This is a genomic window from Kitasatospora purpeofusca (assembly GCF_042691725.1).
Taxonomy (GTDB): domain Bacteria; phylum Actinomycetota; class Actinomycetes; order Streptomycetales; family Streptomycetaceae; genus Kitasatospora; species Kitasatospora purpeofusca_B.
The window spans coordinates 4,861,704-4,878,581 of sequence record NZ_CP170483.1 but is presented as its reverse complement, the minus strand read 5'-3'; the positions used below and the strand labels follow the sequence as shown (position 1 = coordinate 4,878,581).

Genomic DNA, 16,878 nt, shown 5'->3' with positions numbered 1-16,878 from the left:
CGGGCGCGGTGGCCTACCCTGTGCCGGGTGAGCACCCCGTCCGGCGGTGGGTACCACATCACCGTGCGGGCCGCCGACGACCGAGAGATGCCCACGCCCACCGCCGGCACCCGGACCATCCCGGGGCCCCGGAGGCGCCGGGCACACCGGCTCGTGCCCGCCCTCCCGGCGCCCGCCCCCGCGCCCGTCCCCGGGCCCGCCCGGACGGACGCGTCCGCCGCCCCGACGGCCTCTCCCGCCGGAACCCGCGCCGCCCGCGCCGCGCGCTCGCTCCGCTCGGCGGCGTTCTCCTCCCTGACCGCGACCGTCGTCCTGGCCCTGGCCGGCTGCGGCGTGCTGATCCTCCACCTGGTCCGCCGCCAGACCGGCACCGCCGGGCTGCTGGTCGGCCTCGGGCTGGCGACGGTCCCGCTGCCCTTCGTGCTCGGCGGACTCGCCTGGCTCAACCAGACCGCCCGGGTGCCGCTGCGGTACACCGTCTTCTGCCTCGGCTGGGGCACCTGCGCCGCCACCACGGTGGCGATCCTCGCCAACGGCTGGGCCAGCAGCTATCTGACCGCCCACCAGGGCAGCCTCGGCGAGGCGCTGGGCGCGGACCTGGTCACCCCGGTGATCGAGGAGAGCGCCAAGGGCGCCGCCCTGCTCGTCCTGCTGCTGCCGCTCGGCCGGCGGCCGCGCTGCGCGGCCCGGCACGACGGCCGCCCCGGCCCGGGCGCGCCCTGGCGCTCCCCGGCCACCGGCAGCCGCGCGGGTACGAGCGCCGGCTCGCCCTGCCGCACGCGCGCGGCCGGCTGCGGCTGCGCCCCTACCTGCGCCCGCTGCCCCACCCGCGCCCCGGACCGCACCCGGACGCCGGCGCACGCGCGGCGCTCCCCGACCACCGGCGGGCGCGGTCCCGGCCGCGCGTCCTGGCCGCCGCAGTGGTGCTCGGCGGGATCACCGCCTGCGGCTTCGCCTTCACCGAGAACGCGCTCTACCTCGGGCGGGCGTTCACCGACGACCAGCAGCAGCGGCTGGACAGCATCGGCCTCGGCGAGCCGCCGAGCCTGCGGGACTTCGACGGCACCGTGCAGACCTTCGTGCTGCGCGGCCTGCTCTCGCCGTTCGCCCACCCGCTGTTCACCGCGCTGACCGGGCTGGGCCTGGCGCTGGCCCTCACCACCGGGCGCCGTCTGCTGGCCCGGCTGGCGGCGCCGGGCGGGCTCGTCCTGGCGACGGCCCTGCACGGCACCTGGAACGCCGCGGCCGACCTCGGCACGCACGGCTTCCTGCTGGTCTACGCGGTGCTGATGGTGCCGTGCTTCGCGGCGCTGGTCTGCTTCGCCGCCTGGGCCCGGACGCGGGCCGGGCGGCACCCCGTGCGGGGTCCGTCGAGAGGCCGGTGAAAGGCCGGTGAGCCGAGGGTGCCGAGGGGCGCCGTGCGGGGGCCGAGGGGTGGGTGTGGAACCGATTTCCCATTCGGGCGACTTCCCCGTATCGTTGTGTTCACCGACGCGGGGTGGAGCAGCTCGGTAGCTCGCTGGGCTCATAACCCAGAGGTCGCAGGTTCAAATCCTGTCCCCGCTACTCAGTAGCCGAAGGCCCGGAGGATTCGTCCTCCGGGCCTTCGTCATGCCCGGCGACGCCGGGCGGTGCGGTCCCGCCACGAAGCTGTAACAGCACGGCGAGTCAAGATCGGTTGAATGATCCTTCGATCATACTGAGGGGCAACGTCACCCGTTCGGACGCGCACCGTCGCGCCGGGTTAGGAAGCACTCATGCTGTCGAAGCGTCTTGCCGGTACCGCCGCGGTCTGTCTCCTGCTGGCGGCCGGGGCGACCGCCTGCGGCGACGACAAGGCCTCCGCCACGAAGCTGGACACCGCCAAGCTCAGTGCCGAGGAGATCCAGAAGAAGTCCAAGGAGGCCCTGGCCGGCGCCACTTCGGTCAAGATCGTGGGCACCATCAGCAGCGCCGACCAGAACATGGCCCTCGACCTCGCGGTCGACACCCAGGGGCAGTGCAAGGGCACCGTCACCATGCCCGGGGTCGGCAAGTTCGAGCTGCTGGGCGACGGCAAGCAGGTCTACCTGAAGCCCGACAGCGAGTTCATCAGCAACGTCGCCGGCGGCGGCGCGGACGGCGCCCAGGCCGCCGAGCTCCTCAAGGGCCGCTACATCTCGGGCGTGAAGGACGACCCCGAGATGAGCGAACTCACCACCGCCTGCAACCTCAAGGACCTCACCAAGAGCTTCCTGGAGGACGGCAAGTCCACCGGCCTCACCAAGGGCTCGGCCGGCACCGTCAACGGCACGAAGACCTTCAGCCTCAAGTCGAAGAACAGCGGCGGCGACGAGATCGTCGTGCACGTCGCCACCGAGGGCGCGCCGTACCCGGTGCGGATCGAGAAGACCGGCCAGGGCGGCGGCCAGGCGGACTTCACCGACATCAACAAGCCGCTGAGCGTCCAGTCCCCGCCGGCCGACCAGGTGATCGACTTCTCGAAGTTCAAGTCCCAGGTGAAGTCCGCCTGATCGGCCTGCGAAGGCCGCCGGGAAGCACCCGGATAAATGCGTTGCCCTCCGCCCGGTGGCCTGCCTATGGTGGCGGCACACTGAAAGGAGGTGATCCTGAGTTGAGTTCCATCAGGATGAGTGAGGTGGCTGCTCGCTAGAGCCGCCCCTGCCTGCGCAGGACGGGGCCCCAGGCCCCCGGCAGGCGAAATCCCAGCAGTCACCCGGCCCGTGGGCTCACCGGTACATCCCCGGTGCCTCGGCGCCCGGCCCCTTCCAGTGGGCCCGGCGATCGAGGAGCAGCCCGCGGGCCGTCTGCGTTCCCGGAGGGGTCCGTCCGGGTGTGCCCGCGGCCCCGGCCGGGCATCACGCCCTCGACGTCGGGGGCATCCCCGCTAGAGTCGGCGCGCGCTCCGCAGGGGTGGGGTGCGGGCACTGGGGGTGGTGGGCGATGGCGACGCGGAACCGGCGGACCGGCGGCGCGGCGGTCGTGCGGACGGCACAGCGGGCGGCGGCCGGAATGCTGCTGGGTTCGGGGCTGGTGGGCCTGGTGCTGTTCTCGCTGGGACGGCCGCACCCCTGGCAGGCGCTGGGCGGCGGACTGGTGGTGGCCTGCGCGGCGACGCTGGTCGGCGGGGCGCTGGGGTTCCTGTTCGGGGTCCCCCGGGTCCGCGGCGGCGCAGGCGGCGCGGCGGCCGCCGAGGGCGGTGAACCGCACGGCTCGTACGCGCCGAACACCAATCTGGAGCAGGTCTCGGACTGGCTCACCAAGGTGCTGCTGGGCGTCGGGCTGACCCAGCTCGGCTCGCTCGGCGAGCGGCTCGGCCGGCTCGGCACGACGCTCGCCCCGGCCCTGGGCGGGGGCCCGGGCACCGCGCCGTTCGCGGCCGCGCTGGTCCTGTACTTCCTGCTGCTCGGCTTCCTGGCGGGCTGGCTGCTGACCCGGCTGGCGCTGCCGCGGGTGCTCTCCGACGCCGACCAGGCGCTGGACCTCTTCCTCGCCGGGCAGGACCGGGACCGCAAGGGCGACAAGGTGGGCGCGGACGACCTGCGGATGCGGGCGATGCAGCACCTGGGCCTGGTCGGCACCAGCGACGGGAAGCCGGACGACCTGCCCGGCTCGCTGTCGGCGGCGGACCGGGCGGCCGGGGCGGAACGGGTGGTGGCCGAGGTGCGGTCGACGGCCCGGCGCTCGGCGCTGACCCCGTCCCAGGTGCGGGAGCTGTTCGCGGACGGCTCGGAGGGGCGGCGGATCCAGGCGCTGGCCCTGATGCAGGGCGATCCGGCACTGGCCGACCTGCCGAGCGTGCTGGAGGCGATCGAGCGCCCGCGCTCCGGGTTCGAGCAGTACCACGCGCTGCTGGCGGCGCGCGGGCTGATGTCCCGGCTGCCGGCCGGGGAGGCGCGGCGGCTGCGGGACGCGGTGGCGGGGCGGCTGATGGCGCCGGACGGGATCCCGTACGGCTCGGACCGGAGCTGGCTGGCGGAGAAGATCCTCTCGGGCCTGGACGCGCCGGCGTTCCTGCCGCAGCAGCAGGGCGGGCCGGCCGCGGACGGCGCAACGCGCCCTGCGTCGGCCACCGCCACGGCGACGGCGCCGACGGCGGGGTCCGGGCAACCGCGGGACTGACGGAGGCTAGAGGGCGAACCGGAGTTCGGGCCGGTCCCAGCCGATCGGCGGCCGGGCCGGGAAGGTGCCGACCCGCTCGGCCCCCATCCGCAGGTAGAAGGCCTCGGCGGGCGGGTGGGAGACCACCCGGATGCCGCCGGTGACGCCGAGGGCGCGGGCGCGGTCGAGCAGGTGGGTGATCAGCCGGCGGCCGACGCCGAGGCCCTGTGCCGCGTCGGCGACGAACATGAGGTCGAGATCGGCGATGTCGGTGATCAGCGCGTAGAAGCCGAGCAGGTGGTCGTCGTCGGCGCGGACGGCGAGGTGGACCTCGTGCTCGGCCAGGTACTCGGGCGTCACCCGGTAGCCGGCGATCATCGGCGCGTAGTCGCCGCGGTAGGCGGAGCAGTCCTGGATCAGGGCGGTGAGCCGGTCGGCGTCCGAGACCGCGGCCGGCTTGATCAACATCTCGGTCATGACCGGTGAGTATAGGGGCACACCGGCTGTTCACCTATTACCGATGGTGGCCGACCCGGCGCAGGACGAGCACCCGGCGGGCGCGGTCACCCCGGTCGGTGGGCGCCAGGACGCGGATCTCGCTGGAGATCCGGCGCTCGCCGAGGGCGTGGCGGACGGCGTCCAGTCCGGTGCTGCGGCGGCCCTCCCCGTCGTTCAGCGGGTGGATCCGGACCTCGCCGCCGGGGGCGGTGACCCGGACCAGTTCGGCCAGTGCGGCCAGCCGCCGCTCCGGCCCGAACAGCTCGGGGTAGGCGAAGACCAGGTAGCCGCTCAGAGTGAGGGCGAAGGTGCCGTCCGCGAAGGGCAGCCGGGGCAGCGCGGCGGCGACGTACTGGCCGGGGTGGGCGGCGCGGTCGGCGGCGAAAAGCAGGCGGGCCCGGTCCCAGCCGCGCAGGTAGTGCTCGGGCCGGCGCTGCCGGCGGGCCGGGTAGAGGTCGGGGCGGGCCGCCATCGCCGCGGCCATCGCGGCCCGGGCGGCCAGCGCCCGGGCGGTGATCTCCTCGGCCGGGCGGGCGTACACCGGGTCGGCGGCGACGACCCGGCAGCCGAGCGGGCGGGCTTCGGCGACCAGCGCGGCGGCGCCGCCGGGGCAGTCGAGCAGCGGCCCCGGCAGGGCGGCGATCCCGGCGCGGGTGAGGCCGAAGAGCTCGCAGTACTCGTCCAGCGAGCGGGAGGTGACCAGGGGGGCGGCGGGCGGAGCCGGGGCGCGGACGGTTCGGTCGGCCATCGCGGCCATCCGACCACGCGCCGCGCGGCCCCGCACCCGGAGGCGTCCGGGCGGGGGCCGCGAGGGCGGGCCGAGAGAGCGGGGCCGAGAGGGCGGGGCCCGGGGTCAGCGGCCGAGCAGGCCGCGGGCGGCGAGGCGGTTGACGTTGGTCAGACCGCGCACCAGCTGCGGCGTCAGGAAGACGAACAGCACCCCGATCAGGCACACCCCGGCGATCTGCAGCGGCGACTGGATGTCGTAGACGTGCCGGACGCCGTCGTTGTCGGTGAAGTCGAAGACCCGGTAGCCCGACCAGTCGGTGTAGCGCGGGAACACCCAGTGGTAGAGGGGGTAGAAGGTGAGCGTCCAGCCGACGCAGAGGAAGACCAGCGACAGCGTCATGCTGAGGATCGCCCAGGGGAACATCACCACCTGGTAGAGCACGGCCTTCCAGCCGGCCGCGTCCGCGAGGCGGGCGGTGATCGCGCCCCAGGCACCCGGCCGGGCGGCCCGCACCGGCGCCGGGGCGGGCACGTCCAGGGCGAGCATGCCGCGCGCCCGGGCGCGCTCCAGCCCGCCGAAGCCGCGGGCGGCGGCGGTCAGCCCGGCCAGCACCGGCAGGCCGAGCACGGTGACGAAGGTGCCGATGCCCAGCGAGAACAGCACGACGGCGACGGTGAAGCCGACGATCGCGACCGGCAGGCCGGTCAGCGTGTAGCCGATCTCGCGGTAGAAGTAGGAGGTGAACGGGGCCCGCCAGGCGTACGGCGGCTCCTCGATGCGGCGGGAGACGGCGTGGCTCTCGCCGCCGTCGTACGCGTCGTACTCGTTGCGCTGCATGCTGTGGGTGCTCATGGCCGGGTCTCGGTCCCTCGGGTCGGTCGCGGTTCGGGCTCTGGGGGGTCTCTCCTGCTGACTCCCCTAGCCTGTCAAAGCGCGCCCGGGCGGGACATCCGGCTCCCCGGCGAACCGGGGGTGGGGTTATCCCCCCTGAGCGGGGTTCCCGGCCGCCCGGTCCCCGGCGGGGACGTCGTCGGCGAGCAGCGCGTACTGGTAGGCGTCGCGCCAGCCGTCGTGGCGCCGGTAGTCGTGCCGGACCCGGCCCTCCAGCCGGAAGCCCGCCCTGGTCAGCACCCGGATCGAGGCGGCGTTGTCGACGTCCGCCCGGGCCTCCAGCCGGTGCAGGCCGAGCGGCCCGAAGGCGAGGTCGCGCAGCAGTCCGACGACCTCGCCCGCGTAGCCGAGCCCCCAGACGTCGCGGCGCAGGGCGTAGCCGAGCTGGGCGGCGTGGTGGGGGACGAGGCCGAGCGCGGCGTTGCCGACCGGGACGGCGCGGGCCGGGTCGTCGGCGTCGGCGAGCCGGGTGACGGCCAGCCGGTAGACCTCCCGGTGCTCCTTCTCCGCCTCCTCCACGAACTGGGCGACCTGGTCGGCGCAGGTCTCGTGGTCGCGCGGCGCGAACGGGAGGTAGCGGGTGGCCTCCGGATCCCCGAACACCGCGTGCAGCGCGTCCACGTCCTCGGGGGTGTGGTGGAACTCGCGGATGGCCAGCCGGGCGCCGGTGAGTCGGACGGGAACCATGGCTCCCGACCCTACCGCCGACCAGCGGTTACGGTTCGTGGTTATGGAAGACGAAGACCTGCGGCTCGCCCCGCGCACCAAGGCCGCCGAACTGCTCGCCTGGGCGGAGGCGGAGGGCCGCGAGCCGGTCGCCGAGGCCCCGCTGCGGGCGGTGCTGGCGCTGCTGGAGCTGGGCGGCGGCAGGATGCACGACGGCTGGCCCGAACTGACCTCCGCCGCGGTGGAGCACCTGCTGTACGAGCGCCTCCACCTGTACGTCCAGCCGGAGCCGGGGCAGGACCCGCTGGCGTACGGCGCGGCGGTGCGGCTGCTGGTCGACCACCAGCGGGCGGCGAAGCGGCTGAACGCCAAGCGGCAGGAGCGGCTGCACGCCGAGGCCGAGTGGCAGGGCGAGGTGGCGGCCGGGCTGCTGCGCCGGGCGGACCTGGTGACCTGGCCCCGGCTGTACACCCTGCTGCTGCGCGCGGCCGGGGTGGACACCGACGGGGAGGCGGCGGTGCGGGCCTGGCTGGAGGGGTTCCGGGAGCTGCCGCGGGAGGAGCGTTCGGCGGCGTTCGCGGCGCTGGAGGCGGACGGCGTGCTGGACCCGGTGGACGACGGGGGCTGGGACGGCGCGGCCCGACCGCTGGCGGTCGGGATGGCCACCGACGGCGCGCGGCGGCTGCTGGAGCAGGGGCTGATGCGGCGCAGCTACCGGAACCTGGCGGAGCTGACGGCGCTGGGCCGGCCGATGCCGGACGAGCTGGCCGGGGACTTCGGGGCGTTCGAGGAGGCCGCGGTCGAGGTGGCGCTGGAGCTCGCCGGCGCGTGGACGGTGCCGGGACTGCCGCGGCTGCTGGTGGACGAGTTCCCGGAGCTGGCACCGGAGCCGGGGCAGGCGGAGATCGACGCCTACCTGGCGGGGCTGGAGCCGGTCGAGGACGAGGAGTAGGAACGCGCCGGGCTCCCGTCGCCCCGGTCGGGGTGCCGGGAGCCCGGCGGCACCGTGGATTCGAGCCACCGGACGGTCAATTCCGGTACTCATCCAGGACTTTGGGGCCGATCACGAGCAATGGATCGCGCACGGTGGAATCATCCGTCGAGTGGAGCGTGACATGTCACATGCGCTTCGCATCCTCCCTTTCCACCGTTTTCGAAGGAGAGAACCCTCGTGAAGCGTTTCGCTGCCCTCCTCGCGGCCGGTACCGCGCTGTCCTCGCTCGGTGTCGCGGGCGCCACCCAGGCCACCGCGCAGACCACGGGCACCACGGCGACCACCGCGGTCGCCTCGACCTCCACCTGCGCCGACGGCTTCTACGGCGTCCTCCAGAACCGCGTCTGCATCACGGTCGACGGCACCGGCGTGACGGCCGGCGGCTACACGACGCCGACCCCCGGCTGGACGGCGCAGACCGCCTCGTACACCCTGACCCTCGGCGTCGTCGGCGGCGCCTCGCTCGGCACCGACACCGGCAGCGGCATACTCCCGCCCGGCGGGCGCGGGTTCGGCTACCTCGCGGCCACCGCGCCGTGCGGCTCCACCGTGACGGCCACCCTCCTGACCACCACCTGGGGCTACGGGGCGACCGCGACCGTCACGGCGCCCGTCACCTGCTGATCCCCCGACAGCACCGCGCCCCGCCGGACGGCGGTCCGGCGGGGCGCGGCGGAAGGCCGGGGGAGCGTCAGGGGGTGACGCCGCGCTGCTCGAACCAGCTCTCCGGGTCGACGGGGGCGCCGCCGCCGGGGCGGACCTCGACGTGCAGGTGCGCACCGGTGACGTTGCCGGTGGCACCGACCTTGCCGATCTGCTGGCCGGGGACGACCTTGCCGGAGCCCTTGATGATCGAGGAGAGGTGGCAGTACCAGATCTCGGTGCCGTCGGGCAGGGTCTCGACGATCCGGTAGCCGTAGGCGCCGGCCCAGCCGGCCGAGGTGATGGTGCCCTGGCCGACCGCGTAGACGGGTTCGCCCTGGTCGGCGGCGAAGTCGAGGCCGGTGTGCAGGTGGGCCCAGTAGCGGGCGCTCTGGCCGTAGTGGGCGGAGAGCCGGTAGTCGTTCACCGGCAGCTTGATGGCGGCGAGCTTGGCCTTCTCGGCCTCCTCGGCGGCGCGCTTGGCCTGCTCCTGCTGGGCCACCTGGGCGGCGCGCTTGGCCTCGGCCTCCTGGGCGGCCTGGACGCGGGCGGTCTCCTCGGCCGCGGTGCGCTGGCTGTCGGCCTGCTGCTGGATGCGGGCGGCGAGCGCGAGGCCGGGGTCGGCGGAGAGCGCGACCGGCAGTTCGTCGGGCGCCTCGACGGCGGGCGCGGCGGCCGGGGTGGCGGAGGCGAAGCCGGTGGCGCCCAGGGTGGCGGCGACGGCGGTGACGCCGAGCAGCGGAGCGGTGCCGCGGCCCTGGCGGGGCATCCGGTGCCTACTGGTCTCCGCCGTCGGCGGGGCGGTCTCGTCGGCGGGGCCGCCGAACGGGCCGTGCCCGGCGAAGGGGCCCGGGTGGTCGAGCAGCTGGGTGCCGGACGGGTGTGCCGGAGTATGCGTCGACGCCACGGAGGCGCGCTCCTTTCCTTCCTTCGCGCCTACCGGGTTAGCTGACGGGTTCGGAGCAGGAAGGTCTCCTACGGCTGGACCTGGACGGGCCAGGGCCTGGCCGATTCACCCCAAGGAACGTGGTTCCCCGGCTCCCTGGCCTGCCCGGAGGCCGGCCGGCGGGATTAGGCGACGGCGCACGGTGCCGTCTGGGTACGGCGTTGCGGACCGCGCTGCGTTATCAAACGTTAATCCGAGAGGCCCCCGATTCCAAGCCATCCGTTGGTGACGGCAGGATACGGACCGGGCTCCACGCGACCCGATGGGCGATTTGGGACGTTTGATGACAACTGACACTACCGAACGTGTCGGGACGTCAACGAACGGCCCCTCACTTGAGTACCCCTACTCATGTGCGACCGGGTCCGGCGCGGCCATCCTGACGCCCATGAGCGCACCGATGCAGTCCCGCACCACGGCCGCGTACCACATCCAGGCCGTGCTGTCCTTCGCCCTCTCCGCCATCGCCCTCGGCGCCGGGATCGCCTTCCTCCCGGTGGAGCCGTGGACCCGGGCCTTCCTCGCCCTCGGCCTGCTCTACACGATCACCTCGACGTTCACCCTCGCCAAGGTGGTCCGGGACCGGCAGGAGACCTCCGAACTGGTGACCCGGGTCGACCAGGCGCGGCTGGACAAGCTGCTGGCCGAGCACGACCCGTTCAAGGTGGAGGGAGTCTGACCGAACCCACGGACGGGGCCGGGCGCCGCCGACGGCTTGACGGCTAAGGCTATTAGCCTTAGCTTTATGGCTATCAGCGATCGCCGACGATCCCCGGCCCAGGAGGCTCCCCATGAACGGCACCACCGCTCCCGTCACCCGCCACCTCGACCTCCCCGGCGGCCGGATCGCCTTCGACGACACCGAGCACGGCGAGGGCGCCCCGGTCGTGCTGCTCCCCGGGATGCTCGACAGCCGGGCCGCCTACCGGCACCTGCGCCCGCTGCTGGCCGCCGCCGGCCGCCGGGTGATCACCATGGACCTGCGCGGCTTCGGCGAGTCCTCGATCCTCTGGGACGACTACTCCCCCGCCGCGATCGCCGGCGACGTCCTCGCCCTGCTGGACCACCTGGGCATCGACCGGGCCGTGCTGGCGGGCAACTCGTACACCGGCGCCAGCGTCGTGAAGGCCGCCGGGGACGCCCCCGGGCGGGTCGCCGGCATCGTCCTGCTGGACGCCTTCGTCGAGAACGTGCCGCCGGGCGCGCTGCAGCGCCTGGCGGTCGGCGCGATGGGCGCGCTGCTGGTGCACTCGCCCGCGTTCTGGGGCCTCTACCACCGCAAGGCCGCCTACCCGGGCCCCAAGCCGGCCGACCACGAGGAGTACGTGGCCGCGCTGGTCGCCGCGATGCGCACCCCCGGCCGGAAGACCGCCACCCGGGGCTATGTGCGCGGCGACTCGTCGCCCGTCGGCTGGACCGCCGCCGTGCGCTGCCCGGCCCTGGTCGTGATGGGCGCGAAGGACCCCGACTTCGCGAAGCCGGAGCTGGTCGCCGACCGGCAGGCCGCCGCGCTGAACGCGCGCAAGGTGATGATCGAGGGCGCGGGACACTACCCGATGGCCGACCACCCCCGGGCCACCGCCGACGCCCTGCTGGCCTTCCTCGCCGACCTGGCCTGAGCGCCACCACCGTCCCCGTCAGCCCCTCCCCCCGCTAGGAGAACCGCAGTGCCCCGAGTCGGACTGACCCCCGAGCAGGTCGTCGACCACGCCCTCGCCCTCATCGACGAGCAGGGCCCCGAGGCCCTCACCCTGGCCGCCGTGGCCGCCCGCGCCGGGGTCGCCACCCCCTCGCTGTACAAGCACGTCAGCGGCGGCCTGGCCGAACTGCGCCGGCTGGTCGCCGTTCGGGTGACCGGGGAGCTGGCCGACCGGCTCGCCGAGGCCGCGCTCGGCCGCGGCGGGGACGCCGCGGTCGCCGCCGTCCTGCGGGCGTACCACGCGTACGCCACCGAGCACCCGCACCGCTACGGCGCCCTGCCGCAGGCACCGCAGCCGGACGAGGACCTGGTCGCGGCGGCCGGCCGGCTGGTCGGGGTGATCGTCGCGGTGCTGCGCGGGTACGGGCTGGAGGGCTCCGAGGCGATCCACGCCGCCCGCACCTTCCGCTCGCTGGCCCACGGCTTCGCCGCGCTGTCGACCGGCGGCGCCTTCCAGCTCGCCGAGGACCTCGGGGAGACCCAGGACCGCATGATCACCGTGCTGACCGCCGGACTGCGCAGCTGGCCCCGCCCCTGAGCGGCCGCCGAGCGGCGCCGGCCGGGAACGGGGAACGCCGAAGGGCTCGGAGCGGGGAACGCTCCGAGCCCTTCGGCGTGCTGTGGGGCTAACAGGACTTGAACCTGTGGCCTCTTCCTTATCAGGGAAGCGCTCTAACCGTCTGAGCTATAGCCCCGCACCGCGGACGCCCCGCCTGCACGGCGGCACGTCGTACGGAGAAGGGTACCGGACCCAAAGGGGGCGCCCGAACCCCGGGTGAGCGGGCGTCCCGGGAGTCGCCGTTCGCCCCACGCCTCACCCACTTAAGAAATAAGGTATTAAGAATTAACCGCCCCATAAGGAACCGGAGAGGCCGGCCGTCCCGTGGACCCGCGCAGCAGCCCCACCGCGCGCAGTGCCATGCGCTGCGTCCGCTTATTGCTCGGCTGCACCAGCGCCGCCGAACTGCTCGGCACCGTGCTCGCCGAGGGCCCGGGCTGGATCACCGGCGAGGGCTCGGCCCTCTATCTGCTGGACCCCGGCGGCATGCTCCGGCTCACCGCCTCGCAAGGCCTGCCCGACTGGGCCCACGAGCGCTACAGCGTGGTCGACCCGGCCAGTGAGCTGCCCGCCGCGATGGCGCTGAAGCTGCGCCGCCCCTATCTGCTGAGCCCCGAACGCACCAGCGTCGACTACCCCAACCGGAACGCCGGCATGGGCACCGGGATGGTCGCCGTCGTCGCCCTGCCGATGATCGTCGACGAGCAGCCGACCGGCGTCCTCGTCCTCGCGCTCGCCCACCGGGGCACCGTCCCGCGACGCGACCTGGACGTCCTGGAGACCCTGGCGGACGCCTGCGCGCACCGGCTGGCGTACCTGCTGGAGCACGCCGGGGCGCCCCGGGCGCCGCGCACCGGGGGCGCCGCGCCGAACGGGGTGCGGCCCGGGCCCGGCCCGGACGGCGATCCGGCCGCCGGGACGGCCCACCCGCTGCTCTCGCTCGCCGTCCGCGCCGCCGGGCACGGCGCCTTCGAACGCGACCTGGTCACCGGCGAGACCCACTGGGACGCCCAGGCGCTGCGGCTGGTCGACCGGCCCGCCCCGGCCGGCGGCGGCCCGTCCCCCGCGCCCGACCTCGACCTCGTCGTCCACCCCGAGGACCTGCCGGACGTCCAGGCCGCGCTCGCCGAGGCGCTCGCCACCGGCGGCCCCTACCGGATCCGCTACCGGGTGCCGCGCCGGGGCGGCGGGGTGATCCGGATCGAGGAGACCGGCGAGGTCATGCTGGACGTGCACCGCCGGCCGGTCCGGATCTCCGGGCTGATCGCCGACCTCGACCACGGCCGCGCCCCCGGCGAACGCCCGGCCACCGGCCGCGTCGCCCAAAGGGCCGGGAACACCGGGGCGGCCGCCGGCGGGACCTCCGCCGCCGCGGCCCGGTCCGCGCTGCTGCTGGCGCTCACCCGGGCGCTGTCCCGGGCGGTCACCGTCCGGGACGTCACCACCACCGTGACCGACGTCGCCCGGCCCGCCTTCGGAGCGGCCAGCATCGTGCTGGACCTGGTCGACGAGGGCCGGCTGCTGCCCGTCGCGCACACCGTCTACGGCGGGCCCCGGCGCACCGAGCTGACCCGGCTGGCCGACCTGTCCGAGGGCGTGATGCAGCGCGCGCTGGCCCGTTCGACCCCGCTGTTCAGCGAGCCGGCCCGGCGGGGACGCGGGCGGGGGCGGGGGCGGGAACGCGAGCGGCCGCCGGGGGCGGACACCGCCGGCGGCCCGCTCGCCCCGGCCGCGTGGGCGGTGCTGCCGCTGGTCGCCTCCGGCCGGCAGGTCGGCTCCTGTCTGATCACCTTCGGCACCGAACGGGTCTTCAGCCGCGAGGACCGCACCCTCTACTCCGCCTTCGCGGGCATCCTCGCGCAGTCCCTGGAGCGGGCCCGGCTCTACGACACCCACCACCACCGGGCCACCGAGCTGCAGCGCGCGATGCTGCCGCGCACCCTGCCCCGGCTGCCCGGGATCGCCAGCGCCGCCCGCTACCTGCCGAGCACCGAGGGCATGCAGATCGGTGGCGACTGGTACGACCTGCTGCGGCTGCCGGACGGCCGGATCGGCCTGGTGATCGGCGACGTCCAGGGCCACAACGCCGAGGCCACCGCGGTGATGGGCCAGCTGCGCAGCGGTCTGCGCGCGTACGCGACCGACGGGCACGATCCGGCCGCCACGCTGGCCCGCACCAGCCGGCTGCTCGCCGAGCTGGACACCGAGCTGTTCGCCACCTGCCTCTATCTGACCCTCGACCCGGCCGACGGCACGCTGCGGGCCGCCCGTGCCGGGCACCCGGCCCCGGTCCGCCTCTCCGAGGACGCCCGGGCGGTGGAGCTGGAGCTGCCCGGCGGCCCGCCGCTGGGCGTCGCCCCGGACCGGCCGTACCCGCTGGCGGTGGAGCACCTGACGCCCGGCGAGACGCTGCTCGTCTACACCGACGGCCTGGTGGAGGACCGCGAGGAGGACTACGACGAGTCGGTGCAGCGGATGCTCGGCGGGCTGGAGCTGTGGGCGCGCAACGCCGGCCCGGTGCGGGTGGAGCCCGGTCCGGCGCTGGAACGACTGGCCGATCTGCTCACCCTGAACGTCACCGAACGGCGTTCGCGTCCGGACGACGTCGCGTTACTGCTGTTGCACCGGTTGTCCACTGTGCACTAGCAGGGCCGGTGGTGCACCGATCGGAGGTCCACGGACCGTCCGATCGGGTCCGAAGCAGTACGGATTGGCGCGGTATTGACAGGATATCGACGAGATCCGGTCACTTGGCGAGATCCGGTCACACCTTCGTAGGATCATCACCCTAGAATTCGCCGCGTGACGATGACTCAGTGGTGCGCAACGGCAACAGGCGTGCTCGCCGTCCTCGCCCTCGTGGCCGCCACCCGCTACCGCGCCGTCGCCGCCACCCAGCGCCGCCGGGCCGGCGACCAGCAGCGCGAGATCGCCGCCCTCCGCGACCGGCTCACCGCCGAACTCTCCCGCCGCAACGCCGAACTGGCCGCCGTCCAGCACGAGCAGGAGCTCACCGCCTCCACCCAGCGGGCCTTCCTCAGCGTGGCCCGCCGGATCCTCGTGATGGCGCACGACCAGCAGGCCCTGCTGGACGAGATGGAGCGCACCCACGACGACCCGGCCCTGCTGGAGGGCCTGCTCAAGGCCGACCACGCCGCCGCCCAACAGGCCAGGCTCGCCCAGACGCTGGCCGTGCTCTGCGGCGCCCGGGCCGGCCGGCACTGGCCCGAGCCGGTCTCGCTGGAGGACGTCGTGCGCGGCGCCCAGTCGCGCATCCTGCCCTTCCAGCGGGTGATGATCCGCAGCCGGATCGAGACCGCGGTGGTCGGCGCGGCCGCCGAGGCGCTGATCCACGCGGTGGCCGAACTGCTGGACAACGCCACCCGCTACTCCCCGCCCAGCACCCAGGTGTTCGTCACCCTGATGCCCGTGCACAACGGCGCCGTCATCGAGATCGACGACGGCGGCGTCGGCATGCCCGAGCAGGCCGTGGCCAAGGCCTCCGCCGCCCTGGCCGGCGGCTCCACGGTGGAGATCTCCCGCCTCGGCGAGGTGCCGCAGCTCGGCCTGGCGGCGGTCGGCCGGCTCGCCGAGCAGTACGGGTTCCGGGTCACCCTCAGCTCCGCGCCCTCGCCGTACGGCGGGGTGCGGGTCGTGCTGCTGCTGCCGAACGCGCTGCTCACCGAACCGCTGCCGCCGACCGTGCCGGGCCTCGGCGTGGAGGACGCGGTGTTCGGGGGCGGCCCGCGCCGCGGCGGCCCGCCGCCGGCCGGGACGGGCCGGGGCACCGGGTACGGAGCGGCTCCGACGCGGCCCGGCCAGGGCGCGGTGGGTCCGTACGACCCGGCGCAGGCGTCCGGCTACCCGCCCGTCTACCCCTCGCCCGCCGGCTACCCGCCGGCCGCCGCACCGCCGGCCGGCCCCCGTACGCCGCGGCCCCGGCGGGCGACCCTCGGCGGGCGACCCCTCGGCCGGCGGCGCCACGCCGCCGCCGCTGCCCCGCCGGAGCCACCGGCGCGGCCGCGCCGCCAGCCGGCACGCGGCCGACGCCGCCTGCGCCCCGCCGCCGGCTCCGCCGTACCGCTCGGCGCAGCAGGCGCAGGCGTTCATGTCGATGTTCCAGGCCGGTACCGCCAGCGGCCGCTCGGCCGCCCGGGCCAACTCCCAGTCCCAGGCGGCGTACCAGGCCCAGGCCCAGATTCAGGCTCAGGCCCAGGCTCAGGTCCAGCGGCAGGACCGGGTCCGCCCCCGCGGCCCGTTCGGCCAGGACCAGGCCGGTCTCCATCCCTCGGGCCACTCCCCGGCCCCGGCCCCGCACGACCCTTCCCTTCCCTCTTCCCCCCAGCTTCCCCAGCGTTCCGGAGAGTTCCATGACCACCACCCCTGACCTCGGCTGGCTGCTCGCCGACATCATCAACGTCCCCGAGGTCCAGCACGCCGTCGTGGTGTCCAACGACGGCCTGGAGATCGGGCGCAGCGAGAACATCGTCCGCGAGGACGCCGAGCGCCTCGCCGCCGCCTGCTCCGGCCTGCAGTCGCTGGCCCGCGGCGTCGCCCAGGGCTTCGGCGGTCACCACAGCGCCACTCGGCAGATCATCATCGAGTACGGCGGCGGCTACCTCTTCATCGTCGCCGCCGGCGCCGGCGCCCACCTGGCCGTGGTGACCGGCGAGGCCGTCGACGCCGGCCTGGTCGCGTACCAGATGCAGGTCCTCGTCGAGCGGATCGGCACCCATCTCACCAGCCCGCCGCGCGCCGACCTCGCGGCGGGGGGCCACCGGTGAGCGGCAGCCCGGTCCGCCCCTACGTCATCACCGGCGGCCGCAGCCGCTCCACCCGCCCCGAGCTGGCGATCGAGAGCCTGGTCAGCGCCTTACCGGAGCGGCCCGAGCTCCCCGATGACGCGCTGCTCAACCGCGAGCACCAACGGATCATCGACCTCTGCCGCAGCCTGCTGTCGATCGCCGAGGTGGCGGCCCACCTGGGGCTGCCGCTCGGCGTCGTCAAGGTGCTGGTCGGCGACCTCTGGGACCTCGGCGCCGTCCAGGTGCTCCCGCCCGTCCCGCAGGCCGAGCGCCTGCCCACCACTCTCCTCGAAGAGGTGCTCGTTGGCCTCCGCCAACTCCGCTGACCCGCTCGCCGGTCCGGTGAC

The 16,878-nt window shown here is 75.0% G+C and carries 17 protein-coding genes, 2 tRNA genes, 1 pseudogene and 1 riboswitch; of the genes and pseudogenes, 14 read left to right on the top strand and 6 right to left on the bottom strand.

What is annotated here, in order from left to right:
* Positions 1 to 87: 87 nt before the first annotated feature.
* The 5 genes and pseudogenes from ACFCLZ_RS20740 to ACFCLZ_RS20720 form a co-directional block, all read left to right on the top strand.
* Positions 88 to 648, top strand: a pseudogene (locus ACFCLZ_RS20740) (PrsW family glutamic-type intramembrane protease); the annotation flags it as partial.
* Between the two features lie 272 nt (positions 649 to 920).
* Positions 921 to 1,385, top strand: a complete 465-nt coding sequence (locus tag ACFCLZ_RS20735; RefSeq protein WP_380278100.1) for a PrsW family glutamic-type intramembrane protease — start codon at positions 921 to 923, stop codon at positions 1,383 to 1,385.
* Positions 1,386 to 1,492: 107 nt separating this feature from the next.
* Positions 1,493 to 1,566, top strand: a tRNA-Met gene (locus tag ACFCLZ_RS20730).
* Positions 1,567 to 1,757: 191 nt separating this feature from the next.
* Positions 1,758 to 2,513 (top strand): hypothetical protein, encoded by a 756-nt coding sequence (locus ACFCLZ_RS20725; RefSeq protein WP_380278098.1) that lies wholly within the window; start codon positions 1,758 to 1,760, stop codon positions 2,511 to 2,513.
* A 430-nt stretch (positions 2,514 to 2,943) separates the two neighbouring features.
* The gene (locus tag ACFCLZ_RS20720; protein WP_380278096.1) at positions 2,944 to 4,122 is read left to right on the top strand and encodes a hypothetical protein; all 1,179 of its coding nucleotides are present in this window, start codon (positions 2,944 to 2,946) and stop codon (positions 4,120 to 4,122) included.
* A gap of 6 nt (positions 4,123 to 4,128) precedes the next feature.
* On the opposite strand, the gene ACFCLZ_RS20715 is transcribed toward ACFCLZ_RS20720, so the two are convergent.
* The 4 genes from ACFCLZ_RS20715 to ACFCLZ_RS20700 form a co-directional block, all read right to left on the bottom strand.
* A complete protein-coding gene (locus tag ACFCLZ_RS20715; protein ID WP_380278094.1) occupies positions 4,129 to 4,578 on the bottom strand; it encodes a GNAT family N-acetyltransferase in 450 nt (149 codons plus the stop codon).
* 37 nt (positions 4,579 to 4,615) lie between these two features.
* Entirely contained in the window at positions 4,616 to 5,347 is a 732-nt protein-coding gene (locus tag ACFCLZ_RS20710; RefSeq protein ID WP_380278092.1) for a class I SAM-dependent methyltransferase, read from the bottom strand.
* Between the two features lie 105 nt (positions 5,348 to 5,452).
* Complete coding sequence (locus tag ACFCLZ_RS20705) at positions 5,453 to 6,181, bottom strand: sensor domain-containing protein (RefSeq protein ID WP_380278090.1); 729 nt, start codon at positions 6,179 to 6,181, stop codon at positions 5,453 to 5,455.
* Positions 6,182 to 6,307: 126 nt separating this feature from the next.
* Positions 6,308 to 6,907, bottom strand: coding sequence for a GNAT family N-acetyltransferase (locus ACFCLZ_RS20700; protein ID WP_380278088.1), 600 nt, complete (start codon positions 6,905 to 6,907; stop codon positions 6,308 to 6,310).
* 43 nt (positions 6,908 to 6,950) lie between these two features.
* Here ACFCLZ_RS20700 and ACFCLZ_RS20695 point away from each other — a divergent pair, with 43 nt between their 5' ends.
* Together ACFCLZ_RS20695 and ACFCLZ_RS20690 are read left to right on the top strand one after the other, a co-directional pair.
* Positions 6,951 to 7,838 carry a hypothetical protein gene (locus tag ACFCLZ_RS20695; RefSeq protein WP_380278086.1) on the top strand — a complete coding sequence of 296 codons (888 nt, stop codon included), beginning with the start codon at positions 6,951 to 6,953 and terminating at the stop codon, positions 7,836 to 7,838.
* 219 nt (positions 7,839 to 8,057) lie between these two features.
* On the top strand, positions 8,058 to 8,504 hold the full coding sequence (locus ACFCLZ_RS20690; protein ID WP_380278084.1) for a hypothetical protein: 447 nt from the start codon (positions 8,058 to 8,060) through the stop codon (positions 8,502 to 8,504).
* A gap of 67 nt (positions 8,505 to 8,571) precedes the next feature.
* Here the strand turns inward: ACFCLZ_RS20690 and ACFCLZ_RS20685 are convergent, their stop codons facing one another.
* On the bottom strand, positions 8,572 to 9,429 hold the full coding sequence (locus ACFCLZ_RS20685) for a M23 family metallopeptidase (protein ID WP_380278082.1): 858 nt from the start codon (positions 9,427 to 9,429) through the stop codon (positions 8,572 to 8,574).
* 12 nt (positions 9,430 to 9,441) lie between these two features.
* A riboswitch (cyclic di-AMP (ydaO/yuaA leader) is annotated at positions 9,442 to 9,610 on the bottom strand.
* Positions 9,611 to 9,856: 246 nt separating this feature from the next.
* On the opposite strand from ACFCLZ_RS20685, the gene ACFCLZ_RS20680 reads away from it, so the two are divergent.
* The 3 genes from ACFCLZ_RS20680 (at position 9,857) to ACFCLZ_RS20670 (ending at position 11,705) form a co-directional block, all read left to right on the top strand.
* Complete coding sequence (locus ACFCLZ_RS20680; protein ID WP_380278080.1) at positions 9,857 to 10,147, top strand: YiaA/YiaB family inner membrane protein; 291 nt, start codon at positions 9,857 to 9,859, stop codon at positions 10,145 to 10,147.
* Between the two features lie 112 nt (positions 10,148 to 10,259).
* Positions 10,260 to 11,087, top strand: coding sequence for an alpha/beta fold hydrolase (locus tag ACFCLZ_RS20675; RefSeq protein WP_380278078.1), 828 nt, complete (start codon positions 10,260 to 10,262; stop codon positions 11,085 to 11,087).
* A gap of 48 nt (positions 11,088 to 11,135) precedes the next feature.
* Positions 11,136 to 11,705, top strand: coding sequence for a TetR/AcrR family transcriptional regulator (locus ACFCLZ_RS20670; RefSeq protein WP_380278076.1), 570 nt, complete (start codon positions 11,136 to 11,138; stop codon positions 11,703 to 11,705).
* An 83-nt stretch (positions 11,706 to 11,788) separates the two neighbouring features.
* Here ACFCLZ_RS20670 and ACFCLZ_RS20665 read toward each other — a convergent pair.
* A tRNA-Ile gene (locus ACFCLZ_RS20665) sits at positions 11,789 to 11,862 on the bottom strand.
* A 188-nt stretch (positions 11,863 to 12,050) separates the two neighbouring features.
* On the opposite strand from ACFCLZ_RS20665, the gene ACFCLZ_RS20660 reads away from it, so the two are divergent.
* The 4 genes from ACFCLZ_RS20660 to ACFCLZ_RS20645 all read left to right on the top strand — a co-directional run bounded on the left by ACFCLZ_RS20660 (position 12,051) and on the right by ACFCLZ_RS20645 (position 16,857).
* A complete protein-coding gene (locus ACFCLZ_RS20660; protein ID WP_380278074.1) occupies positions 12,051 to 14,372 on the top strand; it encodes a SpoIIE family protein phosphatase in 2,322 nt (773 codons plus the stop codon).
* 162 nt (positions 14,373 to 14,534) lie between these two features.
* On the top strand, positions 14,535 to 16,100 hold the full coding sequence (locus tag ACFCLZ_RS20655) for a sensor histidine kinase (RefSeq protein ID WP_380286226.1): 1,566 nt from the start codon (positions 14,535 to 14,537) through the stop codon (positions 16,098 to 16,100).
* The gene (locus tag ACFCLZ_RS20650; RefSeq protein ID WP_350560123.1) at positions 16,097 to 16,510 is read left to right on the top strand and encodes a roadblock/LC7 domain-containing protein; all 414 of its coding nucleotides are present in this window, start codon (positions 16,097 to 16,099) and stop codon (positions 16,508 to 16,510) included. Before ACFCLZ_RS20655 ends, ACFCLZ_RS20650 begins: the two co-directional genes overlap by 4 nt.
* The gene (locus ACFCLZ_RS20645) at positions 16,507 to 16,857 is read left to right on the top strand and encodes a DUF742 domain-containing protein (protein ID WP_380278072.1); all 351 of its coding nucleotides are present in this window, start codon (positions 16,507 to 16,509) and stop codon (positions 16,855 to 16,857) included. The genes ACFCLZ_RS20650 and ACFCLZ_RS20645 overlap by 4 nt, the downstream gene beginning before the upstream one ends.
* Positions 16,858 to 16,878 lie beyond the last annotated feature (21 nt).

Excerpts from the sequence above, each read along its gene's own strand:
- ACFCLZ_RS20680 (WP_380278080.1), top strand. The coding sequence starts at position 9,857 with ATGAGCGCACCGATGCAGTCCCGCACCACGGCCGCGTACCACATCCAG.
- ACFCLZ_RS20715 (WP_380278094.1), bottom strand. The coding sequence starts at position 4,578 with ATGACCGAGATGTTGATCAAGCCGGCCGCGGTCTCGGACGCCGACCGG.
- ACFCLZ_RS20650 (WP_350560123.1), top strand. The coding sequence starts at position 16,097 with ATGACCACCACCCCTGACCTCGGCTGGCTGCTCGCCGACATCATCAAC.
- ACFCLZ_RS20720 (WP_380278096.1), top strand. The coding sequence starts at position 2,944 with ATGGCGACGCGGAACCGGCGGACCGGCGGCGCGGCGGTCGTGCGGACG.
- ACFCLZ_RS20710 (WP_380278092.1), bottom strand. The coding sequence starts at position 5,347 with ATGGCCGACCGAACCGTCCGCGCCCCGGCTCCGCCCGCCGCCCCCCTG.
- ACFCLZ_RS20700 (WP_380278088.1), bottom strand. The coding sequence starts at position 6,907 with ATGGTTCCCGTCCGACTCACCGGCGCCCGGCTGGCCATCCGCGAGTTC.
- ACFCLZ_RS20725 (WP_380278098.1), top strand. The coding sequence starts at position 1,758 with ATGCTGTCGAAGCGTCTTGCCGGTACCGCCGCGGTCTGTCTCCTGCTG.
- ACFCLZ_RS20705 (WP_380278090.1), bottom strand. The coding sequence starts at position 6,181 with ATGAGCACCCACAGCATGCAGCGCAACGAGTACGACGCGTACGACGGC.
- ACFCLZ_RS20655 (WP_380286226.1), top strand. The coding sequence starts at position 14,535 with ATGACTCAGTGGTGCGCAACGGCAACAGGCGTGCTCGCCGTCCTCGCC.
- ACFCLZ_RS20675 (WP_380278078.1), top strand. The coding sequence starts at position 10,260 with ATGAACGGCACCACCGCTCCCGTCACCCGCCACCTCGACCTCCCCGGC.
- ACFCLZ_RS20695 (WP_380278086.1), top strand. The coding sequence starts at position 6,951 with ATGGAAGACGAAGACCTGCGGCTCGCCCCGCGCACCAAGGCCGCCGAA.